Source organism: Xenorhabdus bharatensis (assembly GCF_037996705.1).
In the GTDB taxonomy this organism is placed as follows: Bacteria; Pseudomonadota; Gammaproteobacteria; order Enterobacterales; family Enterobacteriaceae; genus Xenorhabdus; species Xenorhabdus bharatensis.
The window spans coordinates 144,979-162,525 of the sequence record NZ_JBBMXG010000009.1 but is presented as its reverse complement, the minus strand read 5'-3'; the positions used below and the strand labels follow the sequence as shown (position 1 = coordinate 162,525).

Annotated in this window: 19 protein-coding genes and 1 tRNA gene; 10 read left to right on the top strand and 10 right to left on the bottom strand. The window is 41.2% G+C overall.

Annotated elements, in window-relative coordinates:
• Positions 1-51 precede the first annotated feature (51 nt).
• The gene (locus tag AAC855_RS10685) at positions 52-2,331 is read right to left on the bottom strand and encodes an FdhF/YdeP family oxidoreductase (protein WP_340609544.1); all 2,280 of its coding nucleotides are present in this window, start codon (positions 2,329-2,331) and stop codon (positions 52-54) included.
• A gap of 695 nt (positions 2,332-3,026) precedes the next feature.
• Between AAC855_RS10685 and AAC855_RS10680 the strand changes: the two genes are divergently transcribed.
• From AAC855_RS10680 to hpt, 4 genes are all read left to right on the top strand, one after another.
• Positions 3,027-4,409: a cytochrome ubiquinol oxidase subunit I gene (locus AAC855_RS10680; protein WP_340609543.1), complete on the top strand. Its 1,383-nt coding sequence runs from the start codon at positions 3,027-3,029 to the stop codon at positions 4,407-4,409.
• Positions 4,399-5,406: a cytochrome d ubiquinol oxidase subunit II gene (gene cydB, locus AAC855_RS10675; protein ID WP_340609541.1), complete on the top strand. Its 1,008-nt coding sequence runs from the start codon at positions 4,399-4,401 to the stop codon at positions 5,404-5,406. The genes AAC855_RS10680 and cydB overlap by 11 nt, the downstream gene beginning before the upstream one ends.
• A gap of 1 nt (position 5,407) precedes the next feature.
• Positions 5,408-5,563, top strand: coding sequence for a DUF2474 domain-containing protein (locus AAC855_RS10670; RefSeq protein ID WP_340609579.1), 156 nt, complete (start codon positions 5,408-5,410; stop codon positions 5,561-5,563).
• 361 nt (positions 5,564-5,924) lie between these two features.
• Complete coding sequence (hpt, locus tag AAC855_RS10665; protein WP_099110457.1) at positions 5,925-6,461, top strand: hypoxanthine phosphoribosyltransferase; 537 nt, start codon at positions 5,925-5,927, stop codon at positions 6,459-6,461.
• 80 nt (positions 6,462-6,541) lie between these two features.
• Here hpt and can read toward each other — a convergent pair whose 3' ends face one another.
• A complete protein-coding gene (gene can, locus AAC855_RS10660; protein ID WP_099110459.1) occupies positions 6,542-7,195 on the bottom strand; it encodes a carbonate dehydratase in 654 nt (217 codons plus the stop codon).
• A 182-nt stretch (positions 7,196-7,377) separates the two neighbouring features.
• On the opposite strand from can, the gene AAC855_RS10655 reads away from it, so the two are divergent.
• Positions 7,378-8,304 carry an ABC transporter ATP-binding protein gene (locus AAC855_RS10655; RefSeq protein WP_340609540.1) on the top strand — a complete coding sequence of 309 codons (927 nt, stop codon included), beginning with the start codon at positions 7,378-7,380 and terminating at the stop codon, positions 8,302-8,304.
• Complete coding sequence (locus tag AAC855_RS10650; protein WP_340609538.1) at positions 8,301-9,071, top strand: ABC transporter permease; 771 nt, start codon at positions 8,301-8,303, stop codon at positions 9,069-9,071. Before AAC855_RS10655 ends, AAC855_RS10650 begins: the two co-directional genes overlap by 4 nt.
• A 93-nt stretch (positions 9,072-9,164) precedes the next feature.
• Here the strand turns inward: AAC855_RS10650 and AAC855_RS10645 are convergent, their stop codons facing one another.
• The 6 genes from AAC855_RS10645 to gloB all read right to left on the bottom strand — a co-directional run bounded on the left by AAC855_RS10645 (position 9,165) and on the right by gloB (position 13,626).
• Complete coding sequence (locus AAC855_RS10645; RefSeq protein WP_340609537.1) at positions 9,165-9,542, bottom strand: RidA family protein; 378 nt, start codon at positions 9,540-9,542, stop codon at positions 9,165-9,167.
• 127 nt (positions 9,543-9,669) lie between these two features.
• Positions 9,670-9,960 (bottom strand): putative quinol monooxygenase, encoded by a 291-nt coding sequence (locus tag AAC855_RS10640; protein ID WP_340609536.1) that lies wholly within the window; start codon positions 9,958-9,960, stop codon positions 9,670-9,672.
• A gap of 98 nt (positions 9,961-10,058) precedes the next feature.
• Complete coding sequence (locus tag AAC855_RS10635) at positions 10,059-10,589, bottom strand: MepB family protein (protein WP_340609535.1); 531 nt, start codon at positions 10,587-10,589, stop codon at positions 10,059-10,061.
• A gap of 133 nt (positions 10,590-10,722) precedes the next feature.
• Positions 10,723-11,322, bottom strand: coding sequence for a hypothetical protein (locus tag AAC855_RS10630; RefSeq protein WP_340609534.1), 600 nt, complete (start codon positions 11,320-11,322; stop codon positions 10,723-10,725).
• 144 nt (positions 11,323-11,466) lie between these two features.
• A complete protein-coding gene (gene mltD / locus AAC855_RS10625) occupies positions 11,467-12,798 on the bottom strand; it encodes a murein transglycosylase D (RefSeq protein WP_340609533.1) in 1,332 nt (443 codons plus the stop codon).
• A gap of 72 nt (positions 12,799-12,870) precedes the next feature.
• Positions 12,871-13,626 carry a hydroxyacylglutathione hydrolase gene (gene gloB / locus AAC855_RS10620; protein ID WP_340609532.1) on the bottom strand — a complete coding sequence of 252 codons (756 nt, stop codon included), beginning with the start codon at positions 13,624-13,626 and terminating at the stop codon, positions 12,871-12,873.
• A gap of 129 nt (positions 13,627-13,755) precedes the next feature.
• Here gloB and AAC855_RS10615 point away from each other — a divergent pair, with 129 nt between their 5' ends.
• Positions 13,756-14,472, top strand: a complete 717-nt coding sequence (locus AAC855_RS10615) for a class I SAM-dependent methyltransferase (protein ID WP_340609531.1) — start codon at positions 13,756-13,758, stop codon at positions 14,470-14,472.
• Positions 14,473-14,497: 25 nt separating this feature from the next.
• Here the strand turns inward: AAC855_RS10615 and rnhA are convergent, their stop codons facing one another.
• On the bottom strand, positions 14,498-14,959 hold the full coding sequence (gene rnhA / locus AAC855_RS10610; protein ID WP_340609529.1) for a ribonuclease HI: 462 nt from the start codon (positions 14,957-14,959) through the stop codon (positions 14,498-14,500).
• Between the two features lie 63 nt (positions 14,960-15,022).
• Between rnhA and dnaQ the strand changes: the two genes are divergently transcribed.
• Together dnaQ and AAC855_RS10600 are read left to right on the top strand one after the other, a co-directional pair.
• Positions 15,023-15,772 (top strand): DNA polymerase III subunit epsilon, encoded by a 750-nt coding sequence (gene dnaQ / locus AAC855_RS10605; protein ID WP_340609528.1) that lies wholly within the window; start codon positions 15,023-15,025, stop codon positions 15,770-15,772.
• A gap of 127 nt (positions 15,773-15,899) precedes the next feature.
• Positions 15,900-15,976 (top strand) — tRNA-Asp (locus AAC855_RS10600).
• 65 nt (positions 15,977-16,041) lie between these two features.
• On the opposite strand, the gene AAC855_RS10595 is transcribed toward AAC855_RS10600, so the two are convergent.
• Positions 16,042-16,587 carry a GNAT family N-acetyltransferase gene (locus tag AAC855_RS10595; protein WP_340609526.1) on the bottom strand — a complete coding sequence of 182 codons (546 nt, stop codon included), beginning with the start codon at positions 16,585-16,587 and terminating at the stop codon, positions 16,042-16,044.
• An 88-nt stretch (positions 16,588-16,675) separates the two neighbouring features.
• Here AAC855_RS10595 and AAC855_RS10590 point away from each other — a divergent pair, with 88 nt between their 5' ends.
• Positions 16,676-17,191 carry an O-acetyl-ADP-ribose deacetylase gene (locus AAC855_RS10590; protein ID WP_340609525.1) on the top strand — a complete coding sequence of 172 codons (516 nt, stop codon included), beginning with the start codon at positions 16,676-16,678 and terminating at the stop codon, positions 17,189-17,191.
• Positions 17,192-17,547: the final 356 nt, after the last annotated feature.

The following is a 17,547-nucleotide window of genomic DNA, read 5'->3' as shown; positions in this document are numbered from 1 at the left end:
CACGTATTATTGTGCGACTATCATCATTGAGAAAACTTTAACGAATTAAGCTTATTTTTCCTGCTGTGAAAAAACTCTTACCGGCACTGATTTATAAGAAGGTGTACCACTTTCTTTATCAATATAATCTAATGGAATTAAAATGTTTGCTTCTGGATAATAAGCAGCAACAGTGCCCGGTGCAATACTGAATGAAATAACGGTTATATCTTTGAGAGATAACTTTCTGTTTTGGCTCACCGTTTCAATACTGATTTTATCCCCGTGTTTTAAACCCCGGGCTTCCAGATCAACATCATTCATAAACAGCACATCACGTCGCCCGAATACTCCACGATAACGATCATCCAATGCATAAATAGTTGTATTGTATTGGTCATGACTACGAATAGTCATTAGGCGCAATACATCTTCACCCAGCACATCTGCGTTTTCTTTCACTCCTTTAAACACAGAAAACATCGCCTTACCCGTTGGTGTGGGCCAAATACGCTCTGTTGGTGGTAATGGCATGCGAAATCCGCCCGGAGCCCGGATGCGTTGATTATAGTTATCAAACCCAGGAATAGTTTTCTCAATCAAATCACGGATAAGATCGTAGCTTTCGGTATAGCGTAACCATGGTGTTTTACTATGCAGTAACGTGGCTGCTGCCATTTCAGCCACAATAACAGGCTCTGATTTTAACAGTGGTGATGCGGGCGTTAATTTTCCCGATGATGCATGAACCATTGACATGGAATCTTCGACAGTAATAGATTGTCGCCCTAACTCCCTGATATCTAATTCAGTTCTGCCTAAACAAGGTAAAATAAAGGTTTCTTTCGCCACCAGTAAATGGGAGCGATTAAGTTTAGTTCCGATATGTACACTCAGGTCGAGTTTTTTCATTGCTGAAAATGATAATTCAGGATCAGGTAACGCCACTGCAAAGTTTCCACCAAGACAAAGCAGTGCCTTCACGCGCCCGTCCACCATCGCTTGCATCGCTTTAACCGCATCGTGCCCGTGCTCATAAGGGGGTTTGAACCCGAAGACTTCTTCCAGTTTTTGTAAGAATTCTGGCGATGGTTTTTCTGTAATGCCAACGGTGCGGTTACCCTGAACATTAGAGTGGCCGCGCAGTGGGCATATTCCTGCACCAGATTTGCCGATATTGCCTTTCATGAGTAGCAAATCGGCAATTAACCGGACGTTCGCGGTTCCTTTATTATGCTGAGTGATTCCCATACCATAAGTGACGATGGTCGCATCTGAATTAGCGTACAACAGCGCAACATTTTCAATATCGGCCTGAGAAATGCCACTTTCATTCTCAATATCTTGCCAGGAAGTACAGCGCAGCTCTTCTTTGACTGCATCAAATCCCATGGTATGTGTTGTGATAAACTCATGATCGAGAATATTCCCGCGTTTTTCATCCCATTCCAATAAGACTTTCATGATGCCTTTCAGCGCTGCTGCATCACCTCCCGCTTTTACCTGATAGTAAGAAGAGGCGATATTCGTTGAGCTATAGGTCGCCATTTCAATCATGTTTTGCGGATCGGTAAAACGTTCCAAGGCGCGTTCACGCAGTGGATTAAACACCACAATAGGCACACCACGGCGAGCAGCTTCGTGCAATGTTCCCATCATCCGTGGGTGGTTAGTCCCGGGATTATGGCCGATAGAAATAATCAGCTGAGTTTTATCAAAATCATCTAATGAGACAGTACCTTTACCAATGCCAATGGATTGAGGCAGCCCTACACTGGTAGGTTCATGGCACATATTGGAGCAGTCCGGGAAATTATTTGTGCCGTATTCTCTGGCAAAGAGCTGAAATAAATAGGCTGCTTCATTCGAAGCGCGTCCTGATGTGTAAAATTCGACCTCAGAAGGTGATGGTATTTCTCTTAAAATTTCACCGATACGATGACATGCCGCTTCCCACGAAACAGGAACCAGTGTATCGGTGGCAGCATCATAAGCCAGTGGATGAGTTAACCGACCGTATCCTTCCAATTCATAATCTGATTTTTCCAGTAAAGTGCTCACGGTATTTTCAGCCAGAAACTCAGGAGTGACACGTTTTTTGGTGGCTTCCCACGTAACGGCTTTTGCGCCATTCTCACAAAACTGGAATGTAGAGTTGTGTTCTTTATCAGGCCAGGCACACCCGGGGCAATCAAAACCGTCAGGTTGGTTAGTATTTAGTAAGGTCTTTGGTGCAACAAAAGCGTCCATCTGAGTACGAACAGCAATCGCCGTTGCTTTTAATGCTCCCCATCCGCCTGCGGGGCCATGATAAGGATGTACACCCGGCACGGTTGATTTATTTTTACTCATATCTACATTCCTAACATTTATTAATAATCTTTTTTATAAGAATATGCAGGTGAATATTTGAATCGAGATAGGTATATCAACGAATAGATATTACAAAATAAAAAAGATAAGTCATATATAAAAAGATAAGTAAATATTAACTTTGCTTTACAAAAAATGAATAAAAAAATATTAAATTTACTTTTGAGAAGGTTTTAAATATAAACGTTCTTTTCTGTTCTTTAGAACATTAGAACAAGATATTTGTAAAGTCAATAAAAATGATTTGGACTTATTTTTATCATAGATACCATCTATCATTCGATAAACTTAATTTATTTGACTCTGAGATACAATGGGTTAAAAATACATGCCACTATAAAAATAAAAACAAATGGCTTGGAAAAGACGTTGAAAATTAAGAGATTACACAAATATTAATACAGCAGAAACATATGGCGTTATATGACTTGATATATATTGGTGTTATTGAATTAAATGAATATTGAAAAATGAGAAATAACGAAAGGAGAGTTTGGGTTAATGTATTAATGGAAGTCACCTGTTCATTAAAAAGCTAACTTTGTAATATCTATGGGTAGGTATTATAAAACCTCAATATTGAGGTTTGTTTTTATTAAAAAACAAACTAACAATCAGGTAAAATAAATAATGATAAATATCATCGCACATATATTAATGCTGATGGAGGCGTTATGTTCGGATTAGACGCTTTTCATCTTGCCAGGATCCAATTCGCTTTCACTGTGTCATTTCATATTATCTTTCCGGCTTTAACCATTGGCCTAGCCAGTTTTCTTGCAATCTTAGAAGGTTTATGGCTAAAAACAAAAGAGGAAAGTTATCTGAAGCTATATCACTTCTGGATAAAAATTTTTGCCGTTAACTTTGGGATGGGGGTTGTTTCCGGTTTGGTAATGGCGTATCAGTTCGGCACAAACTGGAGCGGATTCTCACAATTTGCCGGCAGCATTACAGGCCCGTTATTGACTTACGAGGTGCTTACCGCCTTCTTTCTTGAAGCTGGCTTCCTCGGCATCATGTTATTTGGTTGGAATAAGGTCGGTAGAAAACTACACTTTTTTGCCACTTGTATGGTGGCAATAGGAACCATTATTTCTACCTTCTGGATCCTTTCTTCAAACAGCTGGATGCAAACACCTCAGGGATATCACATCGAAAATGATATTGTTATTCCTGATAACTGGTTACAGATAATATTTAATCCTTCATTTCCTTACCGCCTGTTACATATGTCTGTCGGTGCATTCCTTGCCAGTGCCTTGTTTATCGCGGCCTGTGCGGCTTGGTTACTGTTGCGTGGCAAGGACACAGCGCCTGTACGTAAAATGCTTTCTATGGCGTTATGGCTAATTTTAATTATTGCTCCCATTCAGGCGGTTATCGGTGATGCACATGGATTGAATACCCTTGAACATCAGCCAGCAAAAATTGCAGCTATTGAAGGGCATTGGAGTAATACACCGGGTGAAGCAACACCACTGATCTTATTTGGTATACCAGACATGAATGAAGAGAAAACCAAATATGCACTGGAAGTTCCTTATCTGGGTAGCCTGATCCTGACTCATAGTCTGGAAAGACAAATTCCCGCTCTTAAGTCTTTTCCTCCTGAAGACAGACCTAACTCCACCATTATTTTCTGGTCATTCCGAGTCATGGCAGGTCTTGGTATGCTAATGATTTTGTTAGGATTAACAGGCGTCATTCTGCGGAAAAAACAGAGAATATACCGTTCTCGTGCATTTTTACGCTTTGCTCTTTGCATGGGGCCTTCTGGCTTAATCGCAATTCTTGCTGGTTGGTTTACTACCGAAATTGGCCGACAACCGTGGGTGGTCTATGGGTTACAGCGGACAAAAGAGGCTGTTTCAGCGCACGGCGATATGCAAATGAGCTTAAGTTTATTGCTCTTTATTCTGGTCTATTTTTCTGTTTTCGGTATTGGGTATTTTTATATGATGCGTCTGGTGAAACAGGGGCCCGAAGAAATAGCATCGCCAAGTCATTCTGAAATGCAGCAACCGCTTAGTGGAGAAAAACAGAATGGGTATTGATCTTTCTATTATCTGGTTTGTCATCATTATCTTCGCCACATTGATGTACATTGTTGCTGATGGCTTTGATCTGGGTATCGGTATCATATTGCCTTTTACCAAAGATCCCACCGAACGGGATGTGATGGTTAATACTGTTGCCCCTGTATGGGATGGAAATGAAACGTGGCTGGTATTAGGTGGTGCTGCGCTCTATGGCGCTTTTCCACTGGCTTATTCTGTCATTATTGATGCATTAACTATTCCGCTGACACTGATGCTAGTCGGGCTTATTTTCCGTGGAGTTGCTTTTGAATTCCGTTTTAAAGCACTGCCAGAACATCGCGCTTTCTGGGATCGTGCTTTTATCGGTGGTTCACTGCTGACGACATTTTGTCAGGGTATTACCGTTGGTGCGGTGATTAATGGTTTTGAAGTAACAGGCCGCCATTTTAGTGGCTCAGCACTCTCATGGTTAGCACCGTTTCCGCTATTTTGTGGTTTTGGGTTGATTATTGCTTATGCTTTATTGGGCAGCTCATGGTTAATAATGAAAACCGAGTACCGGTTGCATCGTAAGATGTGCTCATTGACCGTTTATTTAGCCCTCGCTTTATTGGCTATCATTGCTGTTATTAGCATCTGGACACCTTTGGCACATGCAGATATTGCTTCGCGCTGGTTCAGTTTACCTAATCTCTACTTCTTGCTGCCGGTTCCATTATTAGTTTTAGTCAGCACATGGTGCCTTGTTCGTAGTGCCTATAACTATGGTAACTATGCGCCATTTTTACTGACCTTATTATTGATATTTTTAGGTTTTTCCGGTTTAGGTATCAGCCTGTGGCCTAATATTATTCCACCATCTGTTTCTATCTGGGATGCCGCTTCTCCACCACAAAGCCAAGGGTTTATGTTAGTGGGTGGGTTATTAATTATTCCCGTTGTCTTAGGTTATACAAGTTGGAGTTATTATGTCTTCCGAGGAAAAGTTAAATCAGGTGAAAACTATCACTAATATTCATTTACCTCAGATAGAAAATCGGAGTGATTCCCGTTGGTATAAGAAACTGGGGTGGATGATAACTATCTGGTTAGCAAGTGTATTAAGTCTGGGGATCGTTGCAACACTGTTTAAATTACTCATGTACAGTGCCGGGATGAGAACACATTAATAAGATAGGCCGCATAACGACATTATGCGGCCTATTTGATCACTGAGGCTTCCATAGGAGGGATCAGTAAACCAAATTGTGCCGTCATATGCAGGCCTACATAACTGATGTAATACCTCTCTCGGTGTTAGAAAGAACGCCATCATGAAATAATGCGGGCTAAGGTTGTCGTACTCAGCTTGGCTTCTTCTTTTACCGCAATCGATTCCTTCTGGTATACTCCGCAAATATTTTGTTCTCATATTTTCTTATGTGTCCGTCTTTGTGCGACTAACTGTATATCACTCGGTGTATCAATATTGGTGATTTATCACATAATTAAAGATGGGTTTATTGTTTTAAAACAAATAGGTATGTGAAATTGAAACATATTGTAGAAGTGATGATCTCCGAGCAGGAGGTTAAACAACGTATTGCTGAATTGGGGCAACAGATTACGGAACATTATCGCAATAGCGATCGTGAGCTGGTATTAGTTGGCCTGCTGAGAGGATCGTTTATTTTCATGGCAGATTTGTGTCGTGAAATTCAGGTTTCTCATGAAGTGGATTTTATGACCGCATCCAGCTATGGCAATGGAATGGATTCTACCCGCGATGTGAAGATCCTGAAGGATCTGGATGAAGATATTCGTGGTAAAGATGTGTTAATCGTTGAAGATATTATCGATTCCGGGAATACACTGAATAAAATCCGTGAGATTCTGTCTCTTCGTGAACCAAATTCTCTGGCAATTTGTACGTTACTGAACAAACCATCCCGTCGTGAAGTTGATGTGCCGGTTGAGTGGATCGGTTACTCAATTGAAGACAAATTCGTGGTGGGTTATGGCATTGACTATGCTCAGCGTTATCGCCATTTGCCTTATATCGGTCATGTTACTCTGCTGGAAGAGTAAATTTTTGCGATGGTGCAAACAGGGACCTGTGTAGTCAATAAATGGCAGCTTTTGCTGCCATTTATTTTGACGGGAACTTGTTACTTTTTACGAGCCAGCTTAGAGATAGCCTGACGGTAATTAAGCTCCAGTTTTTCACGGCTGTCTGCGGTAATATCCAAATCATGCAATTCGCCATCTTTCAAGCCATATACCCAGCCATGGATCATGACTTTTTGTCCACGCTTCCACGCTGACTGCATAATGGTTGAATGACCCAGATTATAAACCTGTTCAATCACATTCAGCTCACACAGGCGATTCAGCCGATCATTAGGTGGCAATTCACCAAGCATTGAGCTGTGTTTGTACCACAAATCCCGAATATGGAGCAGCCAGTTATTGATTAAACCTAATTCAGTCCCGTTTACTGCTGCTTCAATACCCCCGCATCCGTAATGACCACAGATGATTATATGTTCAACCTGTAAAACATCGACAGCGTACTGCACAACAGATAAACAATTTAAATCGGTGTGTATAACTAGATTTGCAACATTTCGGTGAACGAACAGATCACCCGGTGCCGCATCAATCAGTTTTTCAGCAGGCACACGGCTATCAGAACAGCCTATCCACAGAAAGTGTGGCTTTTGTGCTTTCGATAATTCCTTGAAGAAATGCGGATTTTCTTCATTTACGGACTCTGACCACTGCTTGTTCCGGGCAAACAGCTCTTCAATTTTTCTCATCATGACTAATAGCCTGGCAACATTTTTGAGATAGAATCATATACAACATTAATTGAGAATTTAATATTTAATTGAGTAATGTTTTTGAGTTGATCCCTATCATTGAAAAGAAGTGCAAGGAAAAGAATGGCATAATCTGTCCCTTGCACTCAAAAATAGCAAAAAAATAAAGGTGTTGTTTACTTATGGCTTATGCATTGGAATTGACGCAGCTTACGAAGACCTATAAAGGTGGAGTAAAAGCACTGCGTGGGATTGATCTGCGAGTGGAAACCGGCGATTTTTACGCACTTTTAGGGCCAAATGGTGCCGGGAAATCAACGACTATCGGCATTATTAGTTCTCTGGTCAATAAAAGCAGCGGTAAAGTTAATGTATTCGGTTACGATATTGATACGGATTTAGTCAATGCTAAACGGCAACTGGGGTTAGTCCCGCAGGAATTTAACTTTAACCCATTTGAAACTGTGATTCAGATTGTGCTGAATCAGGCGGGATACTACGGTGTACCGCGCAATGTGGCACAAAGTAGAGCGGAAACTTATCTGTCACAATTGGATCTCTGGGGCAAACGTAATGAACGTGCAATTCGTCTGTCAGGAGGAATGAAACGCCGTCTGATGATCGCCCGCGCTTTGATGCATCAGCCTAAATTATTAATTCTGGATGAACCGACAGCGGGTGTTGATATCGAACTACGCCGCTCTATGTGGGACTTTCTGAAATCTCTTAATGAGCAGGGAACCACGATTATTCTGACGACTCACTATCTGGAAGAAGCTGAAATGCTCTGCCGCAATATTGGCATTATCCAGAATGGTGAGCTGGTGGAAAATACCAGCATGAAAGATCTACTCAGCCGACTTGAAGTAGAAACATTTTTACTCGACTTAGTACCTGAAGGAAATATACCTACGCTTGAGGGCTATAGTTATCGCTTGGTTGACACAATTACGCTAGAAGTCGATGTGAAACGAGGTCAGGGACTAAATGATGTTTTTTCCCAATTAAGTACGCAGGGTATTCAGATTAACAGTATGCGCAACAAGGCGAATCGTTTGGAAGAGCTGTTTGTTGGGTTAACAAATAATAGCCAAGGAGCTCGTTCATGATCCAACTTTATTGGGTGGCATTGAAAACCATCTGGATTAAGGAAATTACCCGCTTTGGTCGAATTTGGGTGCAAACCCTATTGCCTCCTGTGATTACCATGTCTCTCTATTTTGTTATTTTCGGTAACTTAGTCGGTTCCCGGATTGGTGAAATGGGGGGATTCACATATATGCAGTTTATCGTTCCCGGGTTGATCATGATGTCAGTGATCACTAACTCATATTCAAATGTTTCCTCTTCTTTCTTTGGGGCTAAATTTCAGCGCAGTATTGAGGAAGTTTTGGTTGCTCCTGTACCGACCCATGTGATTATTGCCGGATTTGTCGGTGGTGGTGTTGCGCGTGGTGTATTTGTGGGTATTTTAGTGACGCTGGTTTCCCTGTTTTTCGTGCCATTAGAGATTCATTCATGGGGAATGGTAGTCATAACTCTGTTAGCAACATCGATTTTATTTGCGCTAGCTGGATTATTGAATGCCATTTTTGCGAAAACTTTTGATGATATCAGTATCATCCCGACGTTTGTTCTGACTCCGCTGACTTATTTGGGTGGCGTCTTTTATTCTCTGACGCTGTTGCCTGAATTTTGGCAGATGGTATCAAAGCTAAACCCTATCGTGTATATGATCAGTGGATTCCGCTATGGTTTCCTCGGTATTGCGGATGTCTCTCTGGCTATGACACTGGGTATGCTGGGTGTATTTATACTTGGGTTTTATTTACTGGCCTGGTATTTAATTGAATCCGGCAGAGGGTTGAGAACTTAAACTAGGCTACACAAATATGCTGCCTTACTGTATTGCACACAAGGCAGCATTGAAAATAAACCGATTAACGACTTACCGCCTGCTTAATATGAATCAGCCCCTGACAGCAACAATTGATTCAATTTCTATTTGTAAATCCTGATGAATAAGATTTGATATTTCTACCAGAGAACACGCTGGTAAATTTCCTTCACAGAAGTTAAATAATAAAGGACGGATAAGCGGAAGCTGGTTGATATCCTTGACGAAGATCGTAAATTTAATCAGATCAGATTTGTGACATTTTTCTTGTTCAAGAATGGAGGTTATTTGTTGGAGAATAGTCAGAGTCTGTGCTTCAACACCATGCTGTTGTGATTCTGTACCCAGTGCGGTCAGCCCTGAAATATAGAGTAACCCTTGGTGTTTTACTGCATGTACATAAGGGCCTTTCACTTGTGGGAGGCTGGAATAATTTATTCGAGTAACCATGAGAGACCCCTTATATAAGATGAGGATTGTAGAGTATTTGAATGTATACACTTCGTCTTTCAAGTTGCCTCTTTGTTGGCGGCGCTCACTGACCTCCACGATGCATCTTGAAATCCATTGTGTAGAGTTAAATCGTATCGGTAGTAAAAACCTGAATAACTTCTGTTAAGTCGAGTGATAAATAATACTTGGTATGGTCATATTCAAAATGTTTTTTTAACGCTTCAGGGCTAGTGAATTTCTCCCACATGATAAATGTGTTTGGATTTTCATTTGATTGGTGAATGAAGAATATTTCACATCCCGGTTCTGACAGTGTTTTTTCTTGTAAGGCTTTTAACTCTCTGATAACGACATTAAGGTCTGTATTTTCTTTAGCTCTAATTTCTGCTGTAACAAAATAACCATTTTTATACATGTATGACATCCTTATTTTTGGAAGGATAACGGTATACCTAAGTTTAATCGTTATTTCAAATGATTTTTATATATTAATAATATACCTGAGTTATTTTTTTAATTGGATAATATATTCTTTAATTTCTCAATGGCAGCTAATGGATTATCTAAGTTGATAAAATAAGATGATTGCCATTTTTGGGTTTGAGTTGCCTGTTTAGAATCGGGAAAATCCCAAGAAGGATAGATTCGAATAGCCCTTTTCCCCTCTTTCGTTCCAGAAGAAAATACACCTTTCTTGATCAGAATATCTGAATCAAATAGAAAAATACCTTTTTTATCCTCTGTAAAAGTGGCTATCAGGCAAAAATCAATATTATCTTTAGCGTCTAATGGCATTATTTCTGCGTTAGGAGAAGGCCTTTTCCATAATGTAACGAATTGACCAATTTTGCGTGGCGTGATTTTAGCCTGACGAAAAATAATTGATTTTCCATCAATACCGAATCGCATTGCGTCATAGTCATGACTTTCATTTTCCCGGTAGGGATGAGAGCTTAGATGAGCTCCGGTGGGAAGTAACAGGGATTGGTATATTTCATTAAAACTATCAGGAAGGCTATTTTTTTCGTGACTGAGTGATAACAAAGTAATGTTCCTTTATTAATTAAGTGCAATTATTGACCATGTGTAATAAATTACGATTTTTACACGATACTTTGCTGTTTCCCATATTTTTCATCAAGATCGAATCAGTCAGAGCAGAGGAAGCCGTGATAAATTAGTCATCAGTAAGGTTCACTCCGGTAAAATTGTTATATCTTCGGCTATCGGGATGAATAACAGGTGTATTTCCTTCAATAATACGTATTCTGTAGCTATCTGGTAGTTTGTAATGGATTAATGTACGTGTCCACATATCTAATCGTGACGAATAAATATGTTTTCCATTTCTGGAAGTGAAGATATCGCCTTTATATCCTATCGCCCAACCAATTTTGGCTTTCTTTGTGAAGTAGCGGACAAAAGTCGGTAGAAAATTTCCCAAACCACTTCTACAGGCTTTGATTGAGACTAAGCCGATGTTTTTTAACCCGCAGCTAAAAAGAAGGTCAGCAAGTTGCCTGCCGTTATATTCACTATCTTCTTCTATATAAATTGTGTCATTAGGTGTGCCATGAGCAAAAATGAGCAACTTGGAATTAAGGTCACAGTGTCTAAATGGAGGTGGGGTGCTATCTAGCGGCAAGAAATTGCTGATCCCCCGGTAGGCATAACATCGTGAGAGGTTTACCCGATAACGTCTTCTGGCTGCATCAGCGGCTTGATAAATAGATGGATCGGAACTACACAACAGTATAAAAACCTTTTCCCAAGACATAATATTGACCACTCTGCTAATAGATAGGTGGAGGGATATTTGTAACTGCGTTTTAAATCAAGGTTACTATAAATTAAAGTTACAAATCAATTAAAGAAAAACTCCCTGATTAACAGGGAGTTATGTTCTGGCGGGAAAGGTATTTTATTTGAGGTAAAGCGTCAACGCCAGACCCGGTTTCATATCTTTGTGCTTGATGTCCTTATTCCAGTTCATCAGGTCATTAAGATTTACACCATGCCGTTTAGCAATGCTGGTAAAAGAATCCCCTTTGCGAACCTGATATTTAATAGGTTCACTGATATTCACCTTCAGAACTTGCCCGATTCTGAGCCTGTCAGCGGTCTTCAGACCGTTCAATCTCTGTAGTTGATGGTGAGATGTCTTAAACCGTTTTGCAATCGCAGATAAGGTATCACCTGAACGAACGGTATAATGACTTTGCTGATGTAACTGACGAATATTTTTCGCAACAGCCAGCCTGATCTCTTTCAAAACACTCTGATCTGTCAGCGAGTGTTTGAACTGACCCGCATTCTCTTTTGGCAACATAATGTAATGCGGCCCATGAGGAGATGTCATACCCTGCTTATAACCGGGGTTATAAGCTTTCATGGAGGTCAAGGAAAGCCCGGACAATTCAGCCGCCTGTGAGAGCGTGATTTGCTGCCCAACCTCAATTTTGGCGAGTGCCTGCTGATTATTGGGTTTCGGTAATGTAAGGCTATATCTTTCGTTTTGACGAATAACATTACTGAGCGCCAGTATCTTAGGCACGTAATGCATCGTTTCACGTGGCAATGCTAATGACCAGAAATCTGTTGGTTTCCCCTTAGACTGATTTTCTTTGATTGCCCGTGCAACACGGCCTTCACCACTGTTATAAGCAGCTATAGTCAGTAACCAATCCCCGTTAAAACGTACATTCAAACGCTCAAGCATGTCTAGGGCTGCGGTTGTGGATGCCGCAACATCACGACGCGCATCGTACCACTTATCCTGTGTCAGACCATAATGCCGGCCTGTGCTGGGGATAATCTGCCATAAGCCAACCGCGTTGGCGTAAGATGTAGCATGAGGATTAAAAGCACTCTCCACTATGGGAAGCAAGGCCACTTCCATAGGCATATTTCGTTGATCAATCTGCTCAACGATCCAATACATATATGGTTCCGCGCGTAACGCCACATTTTGGAGATAACTCTTGTGTTTCAGGTAATAATTCTGTTGTTCACGCACCCTGTTATTATCAGGAATTTCCATCTTCAACTCATCACGGATATGTCCCCACAAATCTTGTTGAGCTGTCGGACTCTCCTTCCAGTTTGCAGTTTCCTCTGGTTCTGCAATACCGATTGTTTTCTGATTCGTCGAAGACATTTTCTGTGTATGCTGCTGGGAAGCGGGCTTTGGCTGTAGCCCCGACTGACACCCGGCAAGCAAGACAGATGCGAATAGGATCGCTTTTGTCTTCATATTCTGCTTTGATGTTTGCTTAAAAGGTGAGCAATGATACTGACCTATTACGCAGAAGACAACCCAAAAAAGTTAAAATCGATCTTTATAGGCCCTTAATTGCTGAAAAACAGAATAAAGTGGTATTGAATTAGGTTTAATACCGATATTTTTTTGTAAATCAATATCGTGACAATTTAAAAAAACGTTAATTTTTCGCTCTGTTTTCAATGTGGTCGGGACTGTTGCCTGATCTTTTATGCGTAACTCGATAATTTTCTTATGATAATCGTTAATAGTCTGGTTTTCGGGTAATACAGCCAGTGCAAATTTCATATTCGCGGCGGTATATTCATGGGCACAGCAGATCAATGTTTCATCAGGCAGTGAGGCAATTTTCTCTAGGGAAGAAAACATCTGTTCAGCAGTACCTTCGAAGAGCCTGCCACAACCTGCTGAAAACAAGGTATCGCCACAAAATAGATAAGGAGCCTGATAGAAAGCAATATGTCCAAGGGTATGACCCGGTAGTGCAATAACCCGAAAGGAAAAATCATCTGTTTCAATAAGATCATTTTCATGCACAACGTGAGTTGCCCCTTTACTTTGAGTCTCTTCTGGGCCATATACAGGTAAGGTCGGATATTGTTTAAGTAGCCCAGCAACACCACCAACGTGATCATGGTGATGGTGCGTCAACAGGATAGCAACGGGAATAAGTTGGTTGGCTGCTAAAATATCCATAACAGGGTGTGATTCAGCAGGATCGATAATGACACAATGCTTGTTCTCGTCACAAAGTAACCAAATGTAGTTATCTGAAAGGGCTGGGAGCCTGATAAGCTTCATTATATGCCTCGTTTAGCAATCGATTTTATTCTTAATGGGTTTCAAGATGCATCGTGGAGGTCAGTGAGCGCCGCCAACAAAGAGGCAACTTGAAAGACGGAGAGTATAGTAGGTTGGAAGGAAGATGACATGCAATCAACACGTGCAATCAAACAAATAACCCCGCCTGCTTCCTGGGCTGAATTACCATGGGGTGAGTATTACCGTGTCGCTTTGGAACGTCAATTGGAACCGTGGTGGCCGAAAATTTTTGGTTTTCATTTAGTGAAAATCGGGAATTTAAGTGTAGAAATTGACAGCCACTCGTGCCTAATCAGCCATCAGGTTAATGTGGGATTGAAAGGTGAAAGCATGAATGTGATTGCCGATCCTCATTATCTCCCTTTTGAGGCTAAGTCGGTTGATGCCTGTTTACTGGCGCATATGCTGTCTTATAGTGTTGATCCTCACTGGTTGCTTAGAGAAGTTGATAGGATCATGATTGATGATGGCTGGTTAATTATCTCTGGCTTTAACCCGATCAGTCTGCTGGGTTTGAAAAAAATTATTTCAGGTGTGTGCCACAGGCGGTTTTATCAAGCTCAAATGTTTTCCAGACTACGTCAATTGGATTGGCTTCGCTTGTTGAACTATGAAGTTCTTTATCACGCTAATTTCCATGTTTTACCGTGGAAAAGTGCCAATAATCCATATGAATCTTCGTCATCACTGTTTGGCTGCCTGAATGTGATTATTGCCCGCAAGCGGACAATACCTTTGACGCTCAATCCCATGCGGGTAAGATTGTTGAAACCGAAATTCAGTAATGCTCTGGGAGTAGTGAAAAACTCTCATCAGCGCGATTAACTTTTGAAAGACGAAGTGTATAGCTTTATTCAATATAGCCACTGTCTGTTTGGGTCGGAGCGTTAGCCGCTGCGCGGGCGAGTTCATCACACAATTCGTTTTCACGATGACCGGTATGCCCCTTGACCCAATGCCATTCAATTTCGTGGGGCGCAATTGCTTTATCCAGTCGTTGCCACAGATCGACATTGATCACCGGGGATTTATCAGCTTTTTTCCAGCCCCGTTTTTTCCAGTTATGTATCCATTGGGTAATTCCCTGACGAACATACTGGCTGTCAGTGGTAAGAGTGATTGAGCAGGGTTCTTTAAGAGCTTCCAGTGCGGCAATAGCGGCCATCAGCTCCATCCGGTTATTGGTTGTACGGAAATAACCCCCATTTAAGGTTTTTTCCTTTTGTTTATAACGAAGTAAAACACCATATCCGCCGGGGCCGGGATTACCGAGGCAGGAACCATCGGTGAAAATTTCTACCTGTTTATTCATATTTGGTAGACTCTTCCTATATCATCTTTATTCAAAACTCTAAGTCTGACACAAAAAAACACTATGAGCACTGCAATTACCCGTCAAATCGTCCTTGATACTGAAACAACCGGTATGAATAAACTGGGGGTTCACTACGAGGGGCATAACATCATTGAAGTCGGCGCGGTGGAAGTGATTAACCGTCGTCTGACAGGGCGTCATTTTCACATTTATATCAAGCCGGAACGTCTGGTTGACCCGGAAGCATTTGAAGTTCATGGCATCAGCGATGAGTTTTTACAGGATAAGCCTGTATTTGCTGATATCGCTGATGAATTTATTGAATTTATCCGTGGCGCTGAGTTGATCATCCACAATGCATCGTTTGATATCGGCTTTATGGATTATGAATTCAGCAAACTTAATCGAGGCATCCCGCCAACCGCTGAATTTTGTACAATTACCGATAGCCTGACGATGGCAAGGAAGCTTTTCCCCGGTAAGCGTAATAACCTTGATGCGCTGTGTGATCGTTACCATATTGATAACGCTAAACGAACTCTCCACGGGGCATTACTCGATGCCGAGATTCTGGCTGATGTCTATCTGGCCATGACTGGTGGTCAGACATCGCTGGCTTTTTCGATGGAAGGGGAATCATCCAATAGTGCGCAGGTTGCGGAAATTCAAAAAATTGATCGCCCACAGGCAGGGTTGAAAGTTATTTACGCTTCTGATGAGGAATTGCTTCAACATGAATCCCGTTTAGACTTAGTAGAGAAGAAAGGGGGAAGTTGTCTGTGGAGGACGAAACCTGAACAATTACACTGATGGGAACGGTGTTAAGTGACCATTAAGATTAAAAACCACGCAAACGCGCTATTTTATTATAAAAATAGATTGACGTATTGAGCCGGTGCTCGTATTATCCACCCCGTTCTCAACCAGAACACCATGCGGTGCGGTAGTTCAGTTGGTTAGAATACCGGCCTGTCACGCCGGGGGTCGCGGGTTCGAGTCCCGTCCGCACCGCCAGAATTTATAAGCCCTGAGTTTTAAACTCGGGGTTTTCTGTTTTTCTTTTCTGATAGCAAAAAGTCTCAAATCATTTTATAGAAATAGGTTGTTCCGGAGAATTCACCTCTATCATTCATGACATAATTCGGAATTTGCCCGACTTCAACAAAGCCACATTTTCGATAAAGAACAGAAGCAGGATCATTTGTGCGGGTATCCAGCACTAGCAAACTGCGTTGATGCTGCTTTGCGACACGTTCCAGTTCTGCCATTAACATATTGCCAATTCCACGTCGACGATAGGTTGTATGTACCATAAGTTTTTCCACATCAGCTCGGTGTTTCCCATTCTTTTTTCTGCAAAGGCTAAGTTGTACCGAGCCTGCGATTTTGTCACCTTCCATTGCCACTAATAGCAAGCGATGACCAGATACAATATCTGTTTCAACACCTTGCCAATATTGTGCTGCTTCATTGACTTCCAATGGTGAAATAAAGCCGATAGATGCACCATTTTCGACACAGTTATGCAGTAATTTAATGAGTTCGTGACATTGAGTATTGAGGGAGTTTAATAACGTGATGTTCGGAACTGGTATTGAATTCAACGTAGGGGGATTTTTTGCCATTTATTGTTAAGTCCAGAATGAGTGATGATTAAACACTATATAAGTAAATCTATTCTGAACATAAGAAAATATAAGAAGGAATAACGAAATGAAAAATAGAATCGAAATAATTCATGGTGATATCACCAAAATTGCTGTTGAAGCGATTGTTAACGCAGCAAATAGCTCTCTGTTGGGCGGTGGAGGTGTTGATGGTGCTATTCATCGAGCGGGTGGAAAGGCCATTCTGGAAGAATGCATGCAAATCAGGGCGAAGCAAGGGGGTTGTGACATTGGTGATGCAGTGATCACCGGAGCAGGGAATTTACCGGCAAAGTATGTGATCCATACAGTAGGGCCTTGCTGGAACGGAGGTGCCAATAATGAACCTGAATTATTGAAAAAGGCCTATGTAAGCTGCTTTGATATTATTGAGCAGTATAATATTGAGACGGTTTCTTTCCCCAATATCAGCACAGGTATTTACCGTTTTCCCAAAAAACTGGCAGCGGAAATTGCGTTGGAAGTGATTCACTCTCGTCTGTCTGGCAATCAAAATAGATTACAAGTGAATCTTATTTGTTTTGATGATGAAAATTATGACATTTATCGCTCTTTAAATTAGACCGTTGCCTGCATCAAAGTGTTATTTGAATCACAAAGTATTTTTAGCCAGAGGTAATTATCATCTCTGGCTTGCTATCATGCTCCAAATCAGCAGAAAAACAGGCCTCTTCTATCTTGATTCGTTCATTCATTATCGTGTCTAATACATGGTTTCTTATTGCGCAAATCATGAGATGAAATCACTCTGAATTTGCGCAAACTAACCTTCGGTTAGGTGTATTCACCGGAAAATAGGTTAAAACGGCGGGATAAATCAAAGAATTGATGCTAAACGGAAATTAAGATAGTTTTCGTTTATATGGCATTAATGATTGCGGTTTGTATGCTGCGCTGCGAAAATTAGTTCTAGTTCAC

Excerpts from the sequence above, each read along its gene's own strand:
- AAC855_RS10595 (WP_340609526.1), bottom strand. The coding sequence starts at position 16,587 with ATGGCAAAAAATCCCCCTACGTTGAATTCAATACCAGTTCCGAACATC.
- gloB (WP_340609532.1), bottom strand. The coding sequence starts at position 13,626 with ATGAAGCTTATCAGGCTCCCAGCCCTTTCAGATAACTACATTTGGTTA.
- AAC855_RS10650 (WP_340609538.1), top strand. The coding sequence starts at position 8,301 with ATGATCCAACTTTATTGGGTGGCATTGAAAACCATCTGGATTAAGGAA.
- AAC855_RS10590 (WP_340609525.1), top strand. The coding sequence starts at position 16,676 with ATGAAAAATAGAATCGAAATAATTCATGGTGATATCACCAAAATTGCT.
- dnaQ (WP_340609528.1), top strand. The coding sequence starts at position 15,023 with ATGAGCACTGCAATTACCCGTCAAATCGTCCTTGATACTGAAACAACC.
- AAC855_RS10630 (WP_340609534.1), bottom strand. The coding sequence starts at position 11,322 with ATGTCTTGGGAAAAGGTTTTTATACTGTTGTGTAGTTCCGATCCATCT.
- cydB (WP_340609541.1), top strand. The coding sequence starts at position 4,399 with ATGGGTATTGATCTTTCTATTATCTGGTTTGTCATCATTATCTTCGCC.
- mltD (WP_340609533.1), bottom strand. The coding sequence starts at position 12,798 with ATGAAGACAAAAGCGATCCTATTCGCATCTGTCTTGCTTGCCGGGTGT.
- AAC855_RS10655 (WP_340609540.1), top strand. The coding sequence starts at position 7,378 with ATGGCTTATGCATTGGAATTGACGCAGCTTACGAAGACCTATAAAGGT.
- AAC855_RS10645 (WP_340609537.1), bottom strand. The coding sequence starts at position 9,542 with ATGGTTACTCGAATAAATTATTCCAGCCTCCCACAAGTGAAAGGCCCT.
- AAC855_RS10615 (WP_340609531.1), top strand. The coding sequence starts at position 13,756 with ATGCAATCAACACGTGCAATCAAACAAATAACCCCGCCTGCTTCCTGG.
- AAC855_RS10680 (WP_340609543.1), top strand. The coding sequence starts at position 3,027 with ATGTTCGGATTAGACGCTTTTCATCTTGCCAGGATCCAATTCGCTTTC.
- AAC855_RS10685 (WP_340609544.1), bottom strand. The coding sequence starts at position 2,331 with ATGAGTAAAAATAAATCAACCGTGCCGGGTGTACATCCTTATCATGGC.
- AAC855_RS10640 (WP_340609536.1), bottom strand. The coding sequence starts at position 9,960 with ATGTATAAAAATGGTTATTTTGTTACAGCAGAAATTAGAGCTAAAGAA.
- can (WP_099110459.1), bottom strand. The coding sequence starts at position 7,195 with ATGATGAGAAAAATTGAAGAGCTGTTTGCCCGGAACAAGCAGTGGTCA.
- rnhA (WP_340609529.1), bottom strand. The coding sequence starts at position 14,959 with ATGAATAAACAGGTAGAAATTTTCACCGATGGTTCCTGCCTCGGTAAT.